Source organism: Sporomusa sp. KB1, from assembly GCF_007830295.1.
Classification (GTDB): domain Bacteria; phylum Bacillota; class Negativicutes; order Sporomusales; family Sporomusaceae; genus Sporomusa.
The window spans coordinates 2,155,495-2,171,690 of record NZ_VLKC01000002.1; the positions used below are offsets into that span (position 1 = coordinate 2,155,495).

Consider the following 16,196-nt stretch of genomic DNA (forward strand, 5'->3'; position numbering starts at 1 on the left):
TTTTCCGTTAGCAGTGATCTTATTTGTGTCATGAAATGTATCGTGTAATTTAGTATAATAAGAACAACATTAATGAAACGGGGTCCGTTCTAGAATAGGTAAGGAGCTGATATGATGAAGAATCAAATCATTCAAGAACTTGATCACCTGCAAGATGTCTTGTTTACCCTTAGTGATTCAATCGGTCACAACCCTGAGTTAGGCATGCGGGAATTTCAATCTGCCGCCAAACTCACCGGGTTGTTAAGTGGATATGGTTTTGCGGTTGAAATGAATATTTGTGGTTATGAAACGGCATTTAAGGCTGTCTGTGATTCAGGCAAGCCTGGTCCGGCGATTGCTTTTCTTGCCGAATATGATGCTTTGCCGGAGATTGGTCACGGCTGCGGTCATAATATGATTGGGGTTATGGCGGCTGGCGCCGGTATTGGTTTAAGTAAGGTTCTTGCTGATATTGGTGGCTGTGTAATCGTTTTGGGAACACCTGCGGAGGAAACTATGGGTGCTAAAGTGGCTATGGCTCGTGATGGGATTTTGGCTGGGATTGATGCGGCGATACTAGTTCATCCTCACAGTAAAACCCATGCCAGTGGTGTATCGCTGGCGATGGATTCGCTGCAGTTTGAGTTTAAAGGCCAGCCTAGCCATGCCGCATCCGCACCGGAAAAAGGAATCAACGCTTTAGATGCCGTTATTCAAACCTTTAATGCTGCGAATGCCCTGCGCCAGCATGTTACATCTGATGTCCGGATTCACGGGATTATTACTAAAGGCGGAGTCGCGGCCAATGTTGTGCCAGACCATGCTATTGCTCAATTTTGTGTGCGGGCGAGAAGACGCAAGGCATTGGATGAAGTCGTAAAGAAGGTAAAAAATTGTGCACAGGCGGCAGCGCTGGCTACTGGTGCACAATTAACCATAAGCAACTATGAGCTTTCCTATGAGGATATGAATACCAATCAAAAATTGTCAGAAGCTTTTGGCTCCAATCTGCTGGCAGTAGGTGAAACCAATATTAATCCACCGTCGGAGACCTTTGGTTCTATTGATATGGGCAATGTGAGTTATATTGTACCGGCTATTCACCCTTATATTGGTATTGGCGATGAAACCTTAGTAGGTCATACTGCAGAAATGGCGGCAGCTACTTTTACGCCCGCTGCGCATCAGGCTCTATTGCGCGCAGCCAAAGCCATGGCGTTAACTGGTTATGACTTAATTACTAAGGCCGGCTTGCTGGCAGAGATCAAAAAGGAATTTTGCAGAGTCTGATTCATTTACGCAGTTTGCTAGTTCTCGATATAGGAACAGCAGTAATCTGCTACTAGTAGTACTTTGAGTTTGAAGCGTGATTCAGCCGGGACCTGGAAGCTATCTCCAGCTTTATAAGTAAGCCAGTCGCTCTGTCCTGGCAACAATACCATCAGTTCACCTGCTAAAATTTCCATAATCTCGGCTGCTGCTGTACCAAATTCATATTCACCAGGGAGCATGATTCCTAGAGTCTTTCTACTGCCATCGGCAAAAATCACCGTACGGCTGGTTACCTTCCCTTCGAAATATACATTAGCTTTTTTAACAATAGACACCTTTTCAAATTGTTCCATAATGGCGAAGCCTCCTGATAAAAAATTTATAACGTCGCGCGTAAAACCCCGCGCCCTTGTGGCCGGGGATGTAAGCGCGGTATATGTGAGGGGTTCGATACCCTCACATATACGGTTAGACTAACTTCTGATTCTTAATATACTTTTGGATTGTCTCTGCCGGTATCGCACCAGCCGTTCCCACGTAGTAGCCTTTGCTTCATAGTCCAGACCCCCAGAACTTACGCCTTTTGAGGTCAGGAAAAGTCTTGGTAGCGTTAGTTTTCACTGCATAATTTCTCCTTTCAAAAGTTTAAATATAAGTCTATACTAAAATATATAGAGCATTTCAATAGGGAGATATGTTATGCCAACTATCACTAAAAGCATATCCGTAAAAATTGATGACCCGACTAAAACCAAACTGGAAGCATTACAGGACATACTCACCATTAGTGCAGACTTATCGTGCTACTACGTTGCTAAAATGGAAGCTTTAGACACAGAGTCAAAGAAAGTCCTACATACTGAAACCTACAACGAAGTCAAAACCATGTTTCCTGACATTCCTACCGGGCTCATTCAGACCATCCGGGACAAGTCGCTGGAAACATACAAATCCTACAAAGCCCAGATAAAGAAGGGTAAAAAAGCAAGTCTACCGGAATTCAAACACCCTGTAGTTAGATTTGACGGCAGGACATTTACCTTGCACACAACCGAAAAATGTTTCACCTACTTTGTATCGGTCAGCACCCGGCAAAAGCGGGTTATGCTGCCTGTACAGTACGGTTATTTTCAAGCGAAAATACTGGATAAGCTGTCTGCTGGCGAATACAAATTTTGTATAGCTGAACTATCATTCAGCTATCGGCTTAATTGCTATGTCCTGAATATTAGCTATAAATATGACGTGCCGGAAAAAGAAACATCAGCCGTCATGGGTATTGACCTGGGTATTACTAATCTCGCTGTCCTTGCCGTGCCTGGGCAGTTACATAAATTTTTCAGTGGTAAATGCCATAATCAAAAGCGTAGTCACTATGCAAACCTTCGGCGTAAGCTTGGTAAGAAAAAACTCTTGAAAAAGATTAAGTCTATCGGAAACAAAGAACAACGGTACATGAAGGATGTAAACCACAAAATCAGTAGGCAGATTGTTGAGGCCGCCAAACAGTATAATGCAGTTATCCAGTTGGAGGATTTGTCCAACATAAGAGCGCGTGTCAAGTTCTCACGTAAAATGAACCGTAAACTGCATAACTGGAACTTCTACCAATTGCGTTCCTTCATTGAATACAAGGCTATGGCCGAAGGTTTGAAAGTGGTACAGGTAAGCCCTAAATATACTTCCCAGCATTGTCATGTATGCGGTCATACCGAAAAAGGCAACAGACCAAATCAGGCGACTTTCCAGTGTAAAGCCTGTGGCTATCAGGCAAATGCAGACTTCAATGCTAGTATGAATATTGCTGTAGCTGGCTAAATGTCGGTTGCAGTGGGCTACTGTGAATCTAGCCCAGCCAATAATTGGCTGTCGTCAGGCGTAAACTCTCAGACGGCTAACCGGGGAATGATGAGAAGCTACTGTTTAGGCAGAAGGCTTGGAGTTACCACTGGAAGCCGCGTGGCCTTGTGCCCGCGGTAGTTCACAATTGTTATTATAGTGTATTCCGCATGTTTAGTAAAATAGGAAATGCTGTCGATGAGAAAATGCAGTGAATATTTGGGAACACTATAGAAAAAAGGAATTGGTGAGATGAATAGTCATGTATTGTGATTTCTGTGGAAAGCGACTTGCTGGTAATGTAAAGTACTGCCGGCATTGCGGTCGAATGCTAAGAAGTAGCTTGGATGATACTATGCCAGTGCCGGTCATCAATGAAGGTATGTTAATTAGCAGGCGCCAGGAGGCAAGTCCCAAGAAGAACATGGTTGATAGAACTGAGGTTTGGAGAAAAATGTATGGGCCAGTCGCTTTGGCCACGATTGCTATAATGCTCTATATTTTAGCAACGTTTGAAACAATTAAGCAATATCAGTTACTAACAACAATAATTGGCTGTCTGTTGGCAATCTACACCTGGCGTAAGGGTAAGATTAGATTAAGTAAGTTTTTCTTCCGCAAATAATTGTCAGTATCCACCTAAACACATTATGTAAAATAATAGAAAAATGCAGGACTTTTATATTTTAGCAAAGAATTTTTAAATGAATATACATGAGGTAAGTCACTATAGCAGGTAGAATGGGGGGGACATATATTTACCGGATGTTAGTTGCCTTTTTCATGACAGGCACAGGTAACTCATATACAGTTGCCCGATGGTGTGCGCAGGTCGCTGAGACAACAGGTCTTCGCAGTCAGTTGATACAAATAAAAGCGGGGGAAAAGAGTGATTCTGTTCCGCTCCGGTCACTGGCTGTGTTTACTTATCCAACCCATGGGTTTACGGCACCTTGGCTGATAATGAAATATGTCTGGTGTTTGCCTAACGGGCATAAGAATCATGCCATTGTATTACCAAATAGAGCAGGCATCCGGATAAAAGGGGTGTTTTTCCCAGGGCTGGAGGGTACTGCAGGGTATTTAATTGCACTTTTACTGTGGTTCAGAGGATATCGTGTGCAGGGAGTAATGGGTGTAGACATGCCGAGTAACTGGACGGCTCTTCACTGGGGGCTGAGCGGGGAAAATGCTGCTGTAATTACCAATATGGCAAAAAGTAAGGTAAAAAGCATGCTGCAGACAGTACTGGCTGGCAATAGACATTATGATGGGATTGTACAGCTTTTCTTAGGGGCAGCTTTAGCCAAGATTTCCCTAATGTATATAATTATGGCGCAATTTATATTAGCTAAACTGTTTTTTGCGTCAGATAAGTGCAATGGTTGTTCGCTATGCCAATCAATTTGCCCCAAAAAAGCTCTGCGAATGGTCGGCAGACCAGGACGGCCCTATTGGACTTATTCCTGCGACAGTTGTATGGCGTGTATGAATTATTGTCCGCAAAAGGCCATTGAAGTGAGTCCATTCATTATCACTCTGTTTTACTATATTGCCGCTGTGCCTGTGGCTGCATATGCGATGCGTTATGCAACCAATGGATATGCCTCGCATTGGGGGACCTTATCGTGGTTCGGTTTTGGAATTCAATATGGTTATACGCTGGTAGCCATTGCGCTAGCCTATGTCTTTCTGCACTTTACATTGAGTAGTCGCCTAATTCGAGAGATAGCGGGAAAACTGTCGCATACCCGCTATTTCCGGCGCTACAAGGCTGAGGGCGTATCCTTAAAGGACATACATCTTAAATAGCTCAAAATAGCGGCACGTAAGTGCCTGATAGCTCCAAAAGCTACATGGGAATATTTCTCTAAAGATTTGGGGAGCGCGGATAAGACAGTCGGGGGAATATGCGAATTATTAACGTAACTAAGCAGCAGGTATTAGGCGATAATATCAAGGTAGCGGCTACCTTTTTTTCGCGGTTGGTTGGACTTTTGGCTACACCTAGCTTGCCAAATGGTGCGGGTCTTATGATTAAACCGTGCAGCAGTGTCCATACCATGGGTATGCGATATCCTATTGATGTGATATTTGTGGATGATTTTGATAGGGTGGTTAAGGTTGTGATGGGTTTAAAACCTAGCCGCCTGGCGAATCAGTGGGGGGCGGACTATGTCATTGAGTTGCCTGCAGGAACAATTGCGGCTACCTATACCCAAAAGGGCGATCAATTGGAACTCGTTTAGAAGCTTGTACCATATAAAGCTGTGTGCTAAAATATTTACAAATTGCAAGGGTATAATAGAGGCATGAAGGTAAAGGCGGTGGCGGCGTGCTTGATCAGACAGAAGTACCATTATTGAAAGCGATGAATACATATATAGACGACGGAACAATTCCTTTTCATACCCCTGGACATAAAATGGGCAAGGGAATGCATCCTCTCTTTAACGAGGTAGTGCAGCAGAAGGGGTTGAAGCTTGATTTGGCCAATATGGCTGAGCTGGACGATTTGCATGAGCCGCATGGACCGATCAGGGAGGCACAGGATTTAGCCGCTGCACTGTATGGGGCCGACTACAGCTATTTTATGGTAAATGGGACAACTGGCGGTATCTATGCCATGATTCTTACCATTGCGGGGCCTGGCGATAAGATCATTATACCGCGTAATGCCCACCGCTCTATTATTGGGGGCATTATTTTGAGTGGAGCCATTCCTGTATTTATACAACCAGAGGTAGATACCGAGTTGGGACTGACGATGGGGGTTACACCAGAGACAGTTTCAGAGGCTCTCAGACAACATCCTGACGCCAAAGGGGTACTGATCATTAATCCCACATACTATGGTGTAGCTACCGACCTGAAAAAAATTGTGGATATTGTCCATGGCTACGATATTCCAGTTGTTGTTGATGAGGCCCATGGACCACATCTTAAATTTTCGTCACGCTTACCTATCCAGGCGCTGGATGCCGGTGCTGATATTGTGGCCCAAAGTTCGCACAAAATTATCGGGGCCATGACCCAGTGCTCTATTGTTCATTGCCGCCAGGGTCTTATCCGGGTGCCTCGCCTTAAAGCTATGTTGCAGTTAGTGCAGTCAACCAGCCCTAACTATATATTAATGGCTTCTTTGGATATTGCCCGCATGCAGATGGCGACAGAGGGGCGTGGGTTGATTGAACGCGCCGTTGATTTGGCTAACCAGGCTAGACAAGAGATTAACAAGATTCCGGGGCTATACTGTTTTGGTAATGAAAAAGTAGGTAATCCGGGCGTTTATAGTATAGATCCAACAAAGGTGACAGTGACTGTCAAGGGCCTGGGGCTAACCGGCGCCGAAGCCGAGCGGATTTTGCGGCATACTTATAAAATTCAGGTAGAATTATCTGATGTATATAATATTTTATTTCTTATCACCTTAGGCGATAGTATGACTGAGGTGGCGGCGATGGTGGCGGCGTTAAAGGATATGGCAATCACGCATAATGGTACGCGCGATTTTTCAGCGATTAATGAAATAACCCGGGGTGGAAAACATCCAGTAGCACCTGAGCAGGTTATATCGCCAAGAGAGGCGTTATTTGGCAATACCTGTATGGTGCCCTTTGATGATGCGGTTGGCATGATTTGTGCCGAAATTGTTACTTTCTATCCGCCGGGTATTCCGATGCTCTGTCCGGGTGAGCGGATTACACAGGAGATTATTGATTATTGTCATACTCTGCAAAATGCTGGATTGCATATTTCCGGTCCGGAAGATTATTTGCTTAACACGATAAAGGTAGTGGATTAAATGCACGGTAAATTAATAGTCATTGAAGGCACTGACGGTAGTGGTAAGGCCACTCAGTCCGGACAACTTGTCAATCGGCTTAAGGCCGAGGGCGTGAATGTGCGAAAAGTGGATTATCCCAATTATCAGAGTCAATCGTCAGCGCTGGTCAAGATGTATTTAAATGGTGAATTCGGTAACCGTCCGGAGGATGTCAATGCGTATGCGGCATCTGCCTTTTATGCGGTAGATCGGATTGCTTCCTATAAAAAAGAGTGGGAGAAATTCTATCTAAGCGGTGGCATTGTTATTGCCGATCGCTATACTACTTCGAATATGATTCATCAGGCGGCTAAAATCAGAGACCGGGCCGGGAAAGAAGCCTACCTTACGTGGCTGTGGGACTTTGAGTTTATAAAATGTGGTTTGCCGGTACCGGATAAAGTTATCTTTTTGGCGATGCCGCCTGCTGTCAGCCAGGAGCTGATGCGGGGACGGGAAAACAAGACCGGCGGGATCAAAGATATCCATGAACAAAGCAGTGAGTATCTGTCGTATTGCTTCACAAATGCCTGTGACATTGCCGATGCCTATGATTGGCATAAAGTGGCGTGTATTCATAAGGGGCAAGTAAAGACAATTGAACAAATCCATAGTGAAATCTATCCAATTGTCAATGAAATTATCGGCAGGGCATAATACAAGGCTCTGCCTTTGATTTTTGGTGTACTTCTGGCAAATATTTGATTATTTTACGAAAAACATTTATAATTTAAAAGATAATAAGAATGTGGTCTGCCAGGTATTTTGAGGCAGGAGGGTAAATTCAAATGGGCATGAAAGTAAATACATTCGGGGTAAGCAATCAGCCAAAGGTGACTGACCGCGAGATACCGAATAAGGCCGAAAAGTCAGGGGACTATTTTGCTGCGGATCTCTTAAAATCGCAGGAAGCCCAGTCAACGGAACGTCTACAGTCACTCATGACCCAGATTGATGAAAGTGGACGTCGTTTATCGCAGATGCCGACCTATAGCGAGCTTAAGTCATATCGGGAACTGGTTCGTAAGTTTATTGGCGAGGCTGTTTCGCGATCTTACAGCCTTGAAGCCCGCGCTGGTTGGGATCGTCATGGCCGGCAGAAATTGTACACAACCATTAAAAAGGTTGACGAAAAACTAGCCGAAATGACAGAAGATGTGCGTGTCGGCCAAGAGCGACAATTATCCATCATGGCCAAACATGACGCAGTGCGAGGCATGCTGGTGGATTTGTTTACCTAATGATGATGAATTGGAATGATGTAATCGGCCATCAGGATGCGGTGACCATAGTTAAAGCCATGTTGTCTACCGGAAAAATGCCACATGCTTTATTGTTTACCGGATCGGCAGGTATTGGTAAAAGCTTACTGGCTAAACTGGTAGCTGCCGGCATTCTTTGTAGTAGTGATCGGGGAAAACCTTGTGGACATTGCCATTCTTGCATGCTGTTTGGCCGTAGTGAGCATCCTGACTTTATTCAGGTTTCGCCTGACGGTGCTACTATCAAAATTGACCAGATTCGTTTACTTAAAAACGTTGCTGCGTTAACCCCGGCTATTGGTACAGGACGGGTTTGCCTGATTGAGGATGCGGAGTTGATGACTGTTCAAGCTGCTAATAGTTTGCTCAAGTTGTTAGAAGAGCCGCCTCCTGGTCTTGTTTTTATTCTCATTGCAGGAACCAGTAAACCGCTATTGTCGACAATATTATCTCGTTGCCGGAAGGTTTCTTTTCATCCTTTGCCTGCCGCTGTGCTGGAACAAGCGCTGGTACATAAAGGATATGAACCGGCTGCTGCGGCTGTTGCTGCCCGTTTAAGCGGTGGCAGGATGGGAAAGGCACTTACCTTACTGGCGCCGGATGGTTTGGTATCCAGGGATATGGCGCTGCAATTGCTTGCTAGTATCGGGCAAGAGGGGATGACCGCCATTTGGGAGCAAACGACCAGGTTTGCTGGTCTTGACACCAAGGATATAGTGACAGTGCTGGGATTTTTTTTGTATTTGTTGCGGGATTTACTAATGCTTGCAGGAGCGTATGGCGAGCAACTGCTATATAATATTGATCTTGTGCAGGAACTTGCTGATTTAGTACCTGCTTGGCCTGAGTGCCGCAGCATGGCAGCGATAACTGCTGTTAAAAATACCATTCGTGCCGTTGAGGGCAACGCCAACACCCGTTTAGCTCTTGAGGAGTTAGTAATAAATCTGAAGGATTGGCCAGAAAAAGGAGAGTAACATGCTGACAGTAGTGGGCGTCCGCTTTAAAAAAGCGGGTAAAATATACTATTTTGACCCAGACGCCATTGAAATTCATGAAGGCGATTATGTAATTGTCGAAACCGCAAGAGGACTAGAGTTTGGTGATGTCGTTATTGGGCCGCGGCAGGTGGAAGAAGAACAGGTTGTTGCTCCGTTAAAACCTGTATTGCGTAAGGCGACTGCTGAGGATGAAGAAAAAGTTAACGATAATCGAAAAAAGGAAAAAGAAGCTTTTAAAGTTTGCGAGCAAAAAATAGAGGCTCATAGTTTGCCTATGAACCTGGTGGATGTGGAATATACTTTTGATGTCAATAAGATCATATTTTACTTTACTGCCGAAGGCCGGATTGATTTTCGCGAACTGGTAAAAGACTTGGCTAGTGTCTTTCGTACCCGGATTGAGCTTCGGCAAATTGGAGTACGGGATGAGGCTAAATTGATGAATGGGATTGGTTGTTGTGGCCGGTCGCTATGTTGTGCTACCTTTTTGGGAGATTTTGAACCGGTCTCTATTCGGATGGCCAAAGAACAGAATTTATCACTCAATCCAGCCAAGATTTCAGGGATTTGCGGCCGGTTGATGTGTTGTCTGAAATACGAAAATGACTGCTATAGCGGCTGTAGCTGCCCGAAAAAGGTTATGCCGCCAACAGTTGGTAAGGAAGTAATTACTATCGATGGCGAAGGCAAGGTCATATCTCTCAATCGGCAGAAACGAACAGCCACCATTGGTTTAGCTGAAGGGAAAACCATGATTATTCCCTGGGACGAAGTGGTGGAAAAGGAATAATGGCCTCTGCCAAAGTAGGTCTGAAACCCGGCGAACGAGTGGATGACCTGATTATTAACAACTTAAAGCTTATTCAACACCCGGAGGAATTTTGTTTTTCGCTTGATGCGGTCCTGTTGGCTCATTTTGCCAGTATGCGGCAAAACGGCGTAGCAGCAGATCTCGGTGCAGGGACTGGTGTTATCGGCTTACTGTTACTAGCACGTGGAGCGGCAGCGGTTACTGGTATTGAGCTCAATCCGGACATGGCAGACATGGCGAGCCGTAGTGCCAAGCTTAACGGGCTGGAGGATAGACTGCTGATTCTAAACAGTGACCTTCGTCTTATTCATGATTTGCTGCCAGGTGGTAACTTTGAATTGGTCGTTTCTAACCCTCCCTACCGTCCGGTTGGGGGTGGATATATAAACCCCAATGACCGGGTAGCTATGGCCCGGCATGAATTGACAGCCAGCTTAACTGATATTGTAGCTGCTGCCCGGCATCTTGTTAAATACCGCGGCCGGTTTGCGATGGTACATTTGCCTGAACGTCTGGCAGAGATTATGCTAACAATGTGCCAGGCCGGCATTGAGCCCAAACGGCTGCAGTTTGTTTATCCACGGGTGGACAAGAAGCCTAACATGGTGCTTATTGAGGGTGTACGAGGGGCAAAGCCGGGACTAGACGTATTGCCGCCCTTACTTGTATATACTACTGATGGAAACTATTCTGAGGATATTATGAAGCTCTATGAGCAGGACAGGTGAACTTGAGTGACCGAAGCGGGCACGCTCTATTTATGTCCAACTCCTCTGGGAAATTTGGAGGACATGACCTTTCGGGCTGTACGGGTCTTGAAAGAAGCGGCTGCTATTGCGGCTGAAGATACCAGACACACACGTAACCTACTAAACCATTTTGACATTCATGCTCAACTTATTAGTTATCATGAACATAATAAAGCTGAACGGGGGCCGGAGATTATTGACCGGTTGCTGCTCGGTGAGAGTATTGCGTTAGTCAGTGATGCGGGTATGCCTGGTATCTCTGATCCTGGTGTGGACTTGGTACGTATGGCAATAGCTAACGGTATACCTGTTGTACCGTTGCCTGGACCTAATGCGGCACTGACGGCCTTGATTGCATCAGGGATGGACACTGCGTTATTTACTTTTGTTGGGTTTTTACCAAAGACCACAAAACACCGCCGGCAACTGCTTGAGAAATTAGCTAACTGTCCGTATACATTGGTATTTTATGAAGCGCCGCACCGGGTGCGGGCAACACTGGAGGAATTGATAACTTCATTTGGTGATCGCCAAGCGGTAGCGGCCAGGGAACTTACAAAAAAATTTGAGGAATTTGTCCGGGGCAGCTTGTATACGCTAGGGCAACATTTTAGCCAAAATCAGCCGCGAGGAGAATTTACCATTATTGTAGAGGGTAATCCTGACAATGAAGCGCAGAATCAGCCTGCCACTGCATTGTCAACAGCTGATATAGTGCAAGCTGTGCAACTGCTAATCCAGCAGGGCGTAAATAAAAAGGACGCCATCCGTGAGGTGGCGTCGCAAAATGGTCTGCCGAAACGACAGGTATACCAAGCTGTTCTTACAGATTCATAGCTACCTAACCGAAAGGCTAACTTTCTTAAAAGGCGGATTAGACGGCTGCTTGTCCCATAGAATCGAGGCAATCTTTACAAACGTTTTTACCTTTGAAGTTGGTTACGTCAGCTGCATTACCACAGAACACACAGGCTGGTTCATATTTGCGGAGAATGATGCGGTCGCTATCGACATAAATCTCGAGAGCATCTTTTTCTGCGATATCAAGAGTACGGCGCAATTCGATAGGAATAACCACCCTACCTAGTTCGTCTACTTTACGTACAATGCCAGTTGATTTCATTTTCCTGTCTCCCTTCACTCTACAATTAATTTTCTAAGGAACATCGAATAACAATATTCGACAAAAATCGCTCAACTAAATAATACCAAATATTACAAAGCGTGTCAACCCAATTTTTTACAAAATGAAGATTTTTTTTTCAAATGTGTCATTTGAAAGGAATAAAATTTCTATTCAATGTCATATACTACTACATTCTGTCGAAAAATACAACTATTGACAACTATATTTCCAATGCCTATAATTGGAAAAATAAAAATAGTGCGTTCACTGAAGGAGGACATTATGTCAAAGAAACCCTTTTATATTACTACACCTATTTATTATCCAAGTGACCGATTACATATTGGACATGCATACTGTACTACCATTGCAGACAGTATTGCCCGTTATAAGCGGCTATCAGGTTTTGATGTATTCTTTTTGACAGGTTCTGACGAACATGGCCAAAAGATTCAGCGTAAGGCTGAGGAGACGAATACTACGCCGTTGGCTTATGTGGATAAGATTGTAGCTTCATTTAAGCATCTATGGGAAAAATTGGGTATATCCAATGACGATTTTATTCGTACTACTGAAAAGCGGCATCACGAATTGGTACAGGCGGTCTTTCAAAAAATCTATGATCAGGGTGATATTTATAAAGCGGAATATGAGGGCTGGTACTGTACACCTTGCGAGACCTTCTGGATGGAACGTCAGCTAACTGACGGCAAATGCCCGGATTGCGGCCGGCCAGTCGAAATTGTCAAGGAAGAAAGCTACTTTTTCCGGATGGCTAAGTATCAGGACCGGTTGCTGAAATATATTGATGAAAATCCGGATTTTATCCAGCCTGCTTCGCGTCGTAATGAGATGCTTAATTTTATCAAAGGCGGTCTGGAAGACTTGTGTGTGTCCCGGACAACCTTTGACTGGGGAATCCCGGTTCCCTTTGATACCAAGCATGTAGTTTATGTATGGTTTGATGCTCTGACAAACTATATAACAGCAGCCGGTTACTTAAATGATAAAGAAAAATTCGCTAAATATTGGCCTGCCGATATCCACTTGGTTGGTAAAGAAATTGTGCGCTTCCATAGCATTATCTGGCCGGTAATTTTGATGGCACTGGGGATAGAATTGCCTAAGAAGGTATATGGTCACGGTTGGCTGGTAGTCGAGGGTGACAAGATGTCTAAGTCTAAGGGCAATGTGATTGATCCGTTGGCCTTGATTGATGAATTTGGTGCCGATGCTATCCGCTATTTTTTGCTGCGGGAAATTACCTTAGGGCTTGACGGCAATTTTTCGCGTGACGCACTCATTAACCGGATCAATGCCGACTTAGCTAATGATTTGGGGAATCTGCTGCATCGCAGTCTGAGTATGATTGGCCGCTTTAATGGTGGTGTTATCGAAGCACCGGGTGAGAATGAGGCTATTGACCAGGAGCTTATTGAGTTAGCACGCACTACGGCTGTTCGGTATGAACAACATATGGAGCAGCAGGATATTAATGCTACTCTCAAAGAAGTATGGGCGCTTATTGGGCGTACCAATAAATATATTGATGAGACCGGACCTTGGGCACTGGCTAAAGACCCTGCCAAAAAAGGCCGTCTACATACTGTACTGTACAATTTAGCCGAGGTTCTACGAATTGTGGCTATCTTGATTTCACCGTTTATGCCGCAAACATCGCCGAAAATTTGGCGGCAGCTTGGCCTTAAAACTGACTTTGCCAGCGTGCAATTTAATGAGGCTCAAGTCTGGGGTGGTTTACCAGTTGGCACTGTTGTCGCCAAAGCTGAGCCGATTTTTCCCCGCATTGAGGAGCAATTGGACAGTCAGGCTGAAACACAATCGACGCAAACAGCAGCTGTGCCTGCACCCCAGCCTGAGACCCCGGCCACACCGGGTATACCCGAAATTACCATTGAAGAATTTGCCAAAATTGATTTGCGGGTAGTCAAGGTACTGGCGGCCGAGAAGGTTAAAAAAGCCGATAAGTTATTGCTTTTAACGGTAGATCTGGGAACAGAGCAACGTACCATTATTTCAGGAATAGCCAAACATTATGAGCCTGAGCAACTCGTGGGGCAGAATGTGGTTATGGTAGTCAATCTGAAGCCTGCTAAAATCCGGGGCATAGAATCCCGCGGCATGGTATTGGCCGCCTCCTGTGATGAAAAATTGCAGCTTGTGACAGCCGATATGCCGCCTGGCAGCAGGGTGAAGTAAGATGCTATTTGATTCACATGCCCATATTGATGATAACCGGTTTGACGAGGATCGGGCTGCAGTTATTGCACGGGCCCAGGAGGCTGGCCTTGTGGGGATATTGAACGCTGGTGCTTGTATGGAATCCTCGGCCCGTTCAATCGCCTTATCCGAAGAACATGCATTTATTTATGCCGCCGTTGGTATCCATCCCCATGATGCCAAAGAAGCCAGGGACAGTGATTACGAGCAGCTAGCTGATTGGACCCGTAAACCTAAGGTGGTGTCTATCGGCGAAATTGGGCTTGATTATTATTATGATTTATCACCGCGCGAGCTTCAACAGCAGGTGTTTATCCGCCAGCTTGATGTGGCGCGCCAATGCAATAAGCCGGTTATTATCCATGACCGGGATGCCCATGGTGATTTGATGGCGATTATTAAAAAAGAAGCCAAGGGTTTGACAGGTGTGCTGCATTGTTATTCCGGTAGCTTAGAGATGGCCAGGGAAGTTATCAAGCTGGGTTTTTACATCTCCTTTGCCGGGCCTGTTACTTTTGCCAAAGACGGCAAGCTTAAAGAGGTGGCGGCAAACGTACCCCTTGAGCGGCTGCTGGTAGAGACAGATTGCCCCTATCTGACACCTAAGCCCTTTCGGGGCCGGCGCAATGAGCCTGCGTATGTCAAATTTACTGCTGAAGAAGTGGCTTGTGTCAGGAATATGGAGTTTGCTGCTCTGGCGGAGGCGGCGACAATAAATACTAAGCGGCTTTTTGATATTGGGTAAGTCGTATATTTCCATAGTAAAAATAAATATTTTACATAGGCAGGAATAAAATGGAAATTCAGCGAATATTTTACAATAATAGAATATTGCTGAATTTCTTTATTTTATGATTCACATTCCACAGGTCTCTTTTATTTTGCTTGGACATTTGGAATATAAATTATAAGGATAAAATTTAAAATAAATGAGAATACACGAGCAATATCCGGATAATTATGGTTAATTTATTGACTTATTAACCAAATTATGATATAATTTTATGGCTCGCAGAAAGGGGGTATTTCATGAGTGATGAAAGGTCTATACTAGCTAAGTATGGTCAGCGAAAAGTAGTGTTGATTCTGGCGCTACTGCTGGCATCACTGGTGGCAACCGGATTTGTTTGGGCACATAAACAGGTACATATTATTACCGATGGTCAAAACTACACTGTCAGTACCTTGTACTCAAGTCCGTATAAAATCTTGCAACAAGCTGGAATTACACTTAGTCCCGAAGATGAAATCAGGTTGTCGACAACCAGTGTGACTACCGGAACAGTCATTGAGGTATTTCGTGCCGTACCCGTAACGGTTATATATCAAGGAAAAAATATTAATTTACTTGCAGCTAAGCCCACGGTGCGCGATATTGCCGATCAGGCAGGAATACCGCAAGAAAAGGTAAGGTTGATGCCGGGAGATGACACTAAACCGGTTGCCGGCATGAACATTAAGGCCATTACATTAAGTGAGAAGATTGAAGAGCAGGAAATTCCTGAGTTGTACCAGATTATTCGCCAACCTGATCCTACCCTGGAAAAAGGGGTGGAAGAAACTGTGCAGGCAGGAGAGAATGGTCTTAAGAAAGCCGCGGTTCGCGTTAAATTTGAAGATGGCGTTAAAGTTTCTGCCGATGTTCTGTCCGAGGTTGTAGCAGTAAGTGCTAAACCTCAAATCATCCGGGTTGGAACCCGGGATAGGGTAGACACCTCGCGGGGGTCGATGCGGTTTAGCGGTGTACGCTATATGGAAGCTAGCGCCTATTTACCAACAGATGGATCATCCCAGGGGTTGACGGCCACCGGAATTGCCGCCGGTCATGGTATTGTTGCTGTTGATCCGGAAGTTATCCCGTTAGGTACCCAGGTGTATGTTCCTGGCTATGGGATGGGGCTGGCAGCCGATACCGGCGGTGCCATTGTTGGTGACAAAATTGATTTGTGTATGGAAAGTGCCAGTGAAGCCTACCGATTTGGCCGCCGGACAGTGAAGGTCTATATCTTAGATGAGTAAGGAAATGGCAGAGCTTTAGGCTCTGCCATTTCCTTTTGAATTATATATTTCGTAGTAAGGAAAGGCAT

The 16,196-nt window shown here is 45.0% G+C and carries 17 protein-coding genes; 15 read left to right on the top strand and 2 right to left on the bottom strand.

Features of this window, described 5'->3' with window-relative positions; all coding sequences use genetic code 11:
- Window positions 1-111: 111 nt before the first annotated feature.
- Entirely contained in the window at window positions 112-1,272 is a 1,161-nt protein-coding gene (locus SALPA_RS13625; protein ID WP_222427989.1) for a M20 family metallopeptidase, read from the top strand.
- 17 nt (window positions 1,273-1,289) lie between these two features.
- Here the strand turns inward: SALPA_RS13625 and SALPA_RS13630 are convergent, their stop codons facing one another.
- Complete coding sequence (locus SALPA_RS13630) at window positions 1,290-1,607, bottom strand: pyrimidine/purine nucleoside phosphorylase (RefSeq protein ID WP_145094913.1); 318 nt, start codon at window positions 1,605-1,607, stop codon at window positions 1,290-1,292.
- 346 nt (window positions 1,608-1,953) lie between these two features.
- Between SALPA_RS13630 and SALPA_RS13640 the strand changes: the two genes are divergently transcribed.
- The 11 genes from SALPA_RS13640 (at window position 1,954) to rsmI (ending at window position 11,579) form a co-directional block, all read left to right on the top strand.
- Window positions 1,954-3,072, top strand: coding sequence for an RNA-guided endonuclease TnpB family protein (locus SALPA_RS13640; protein ID WP_145094915.1), 1,119 nt, complete (start codon window positions 1,954-1,956; stop codon window positions 3,070-3,072).
- A 364-nt stretch (window positions 3,073-3,436) separates the two neighbouring features.
- Window positions 3,437-3,718: a hypothetical protein gene (locus tag SALPA_RS13645; RefSeq protein WP_222427990.1), complete on the top strand. Its 282-nt coding sequence runs from the start codon at window positions 3,437-3,439 to the stop codon at window positions 3,716-3,718.
- A gap of 140 nt (window positions 3,719-3,858) precedes the next feature.
- Window positions 3,859-4,905: an EFR1 family ferrodoxin gene (locus tag SALPA_RS13650; protein ID WP_255451198.1), complete on the top strand. Its 1,047-nt coding sequence runs from the start codon at window positions 3,859-3,861 to the stop codon at window positions 4,903-4,905.
- Window positions 4,906-5,003: 98 nt separating this feature from the next.
- A complete protein-coding gene (locus SALPA_RS13655; protein WP_145094921.1) occupies window positions 5,004-5,342 on the top strand; it encodes a DUF192 domain-containing protein in 339 nt (112 codons plus the stop codon).
- Window positions 5,343-5,428: 86 nt separating this feature from the next.
- Window positions 5,429-6,898, top strand: a complete 1,470-nt coding sequence (locus tag SALPA_RS13660) for an aminotransferase class I/II-fold pyridoxal phosphate-dependent enzyme (protein WP_304624552.1) — start codon at window positions 5,429-5,431, stop codon at window positions 6,896-6,898.
- On the top strand, window positions 6,899-7,576 hold the full coding sequence (locus tag SALPA_RS13665) for a thymidylate kinase (RefSeq protein ID WP_145094923.1): 678 nt from the start codon (window positions 6,899-6,901) through the stop codon (window positions 7,574-7,576).
- Window positions 7,577-7,713: 137 nt separating this feature from the next.
- Window positions 7,714-8,160: a YaaR family protein gene (locus SALPA_RS13670; RefSeq protein ID WP_145101976.1), complete on the top strand. Its 447-nt coding sequence runs from the start codon at window positions 7,714-7,716 to the stop codon at window positions 8,158-8,160.
- The gene (gene holB / locus SALPA_RS13675; protein WP_145094926.1) at window positions 8,160-9,158 is read left to right on the top strand and encodes a DNA polymerase III subunit delta'; all 999 of its coding nucleotides are present in this window, start codon (window positions 8,160-8,162) and stop codon (window positions 9,156-9,158) included. Before SALPA_RS13670 ends, holB begins: the two co-directional genes overlap by 1 nt.
- Window position 9,159: 1 nt before the next feature.
- Window positions 9,160-9,972: a stage 0 sporulation family protein gene (locus tag SALPA_RS13680; RefSeq protein WP_145094929.1), complete on the top strand. Its 813-nt coding sequence runs from the start codon at window positions 9,160-9,162 to the stop codon at window positions 9,970-9,972.
- On the top strand, window positions 9,972-10,721 hold the full coding sequence (locus SALPA_RS13685; protein ID WP_145094932.1) for a tRNA1(Val) (adenine(37)-N6)-methyltransferase: 750 nt from the start codon (window positions 9,972-9,974) through the stop codon (window positions 10,719-10,721). Before SALPA_RS13680 ends, SALPA_RS13685 begins: the two co-directional genes overlap by 1 nt.
- A gap of 63 nt (window positions 10,722-10,784) precedes the next feature.
- The gene (rsmI, locus tag SALPA_RS13690) at window positions 10,785-11,579 is read left to right on the top strand and encodes a 16S rRNA (cytidine(1402)-2'-O)-methyltransferase (RefSeq protein ID WP_222428178.1); all 795 of its coding nucleotides are present in this window, start codon (window positions 10,785-10,787) and stop codon (window positions 11,577-11,579) included.
- A 37-nt stretch (window positions 11,580-11,616) separates the two neighbouring features.
- On the opposite strand, the gene SALPA_RS13695 is transcribed toward rsmI, so the two are convergent.
- Window positions 11,617-11,865 (bottom strand): AbrB/MazE/SpoVT family DNA-binding domain-containing protein, encoded by a 249-nt coding sequence (locus tag SALPA_RS13695; RefSeq protein ID WP_145094939.1) that lies wholly within the window; start codon window positions 11,863-11,865, stop codon window positions 11,617-11,619.
- Between the two features lie 285 nt (window positions 11,866-12,150).
- Here SALPA_RS13695 and metG point away from each other — a divergent pair, with 285 nt between their 5' ends.
- From metG to SALPA_RS13710, 3 genes are all read left to right on the top strand, one after another.
- Window positions 12,151-14,088, top strand: a complete 1,938-nt coding sequence (gene metG / locus SALPA_RS13700; RefSeq protein WP_145094942.1) for a methionine--tRNA ligase — start codon at window positions 12,151-12,153, stop codon at window positions 14,086-14,088.
- A 1-nt stretch (window position 14,089) separates the two neighbouring features.
- A complete protein-coding gene (locus SALPA_RS13705; RefSeq protein ID WP_145094945.1) occupies window positions 14,090-14,854 on the top strand; it encodes a TatD family hydrolase in 765 nt (254 codons plus the stop codon).
- A 284-nt stretch (window positions 14,855-15,138) separates the two neighbouring features.
- Window positions 15,139-16,128, top strand: a complete 990-nt coding sequence (locus SALPA_RS13710) for a 3D domain-containing protein (RefSeq protein ID WP_145094948.1) — start codon at window positions 15,139-15,141, stop codon at window positions 16,126-16,128.
- The last annotated feature ends 68 nt before the right edge of the window (window positions 16,129-16,196 follow it).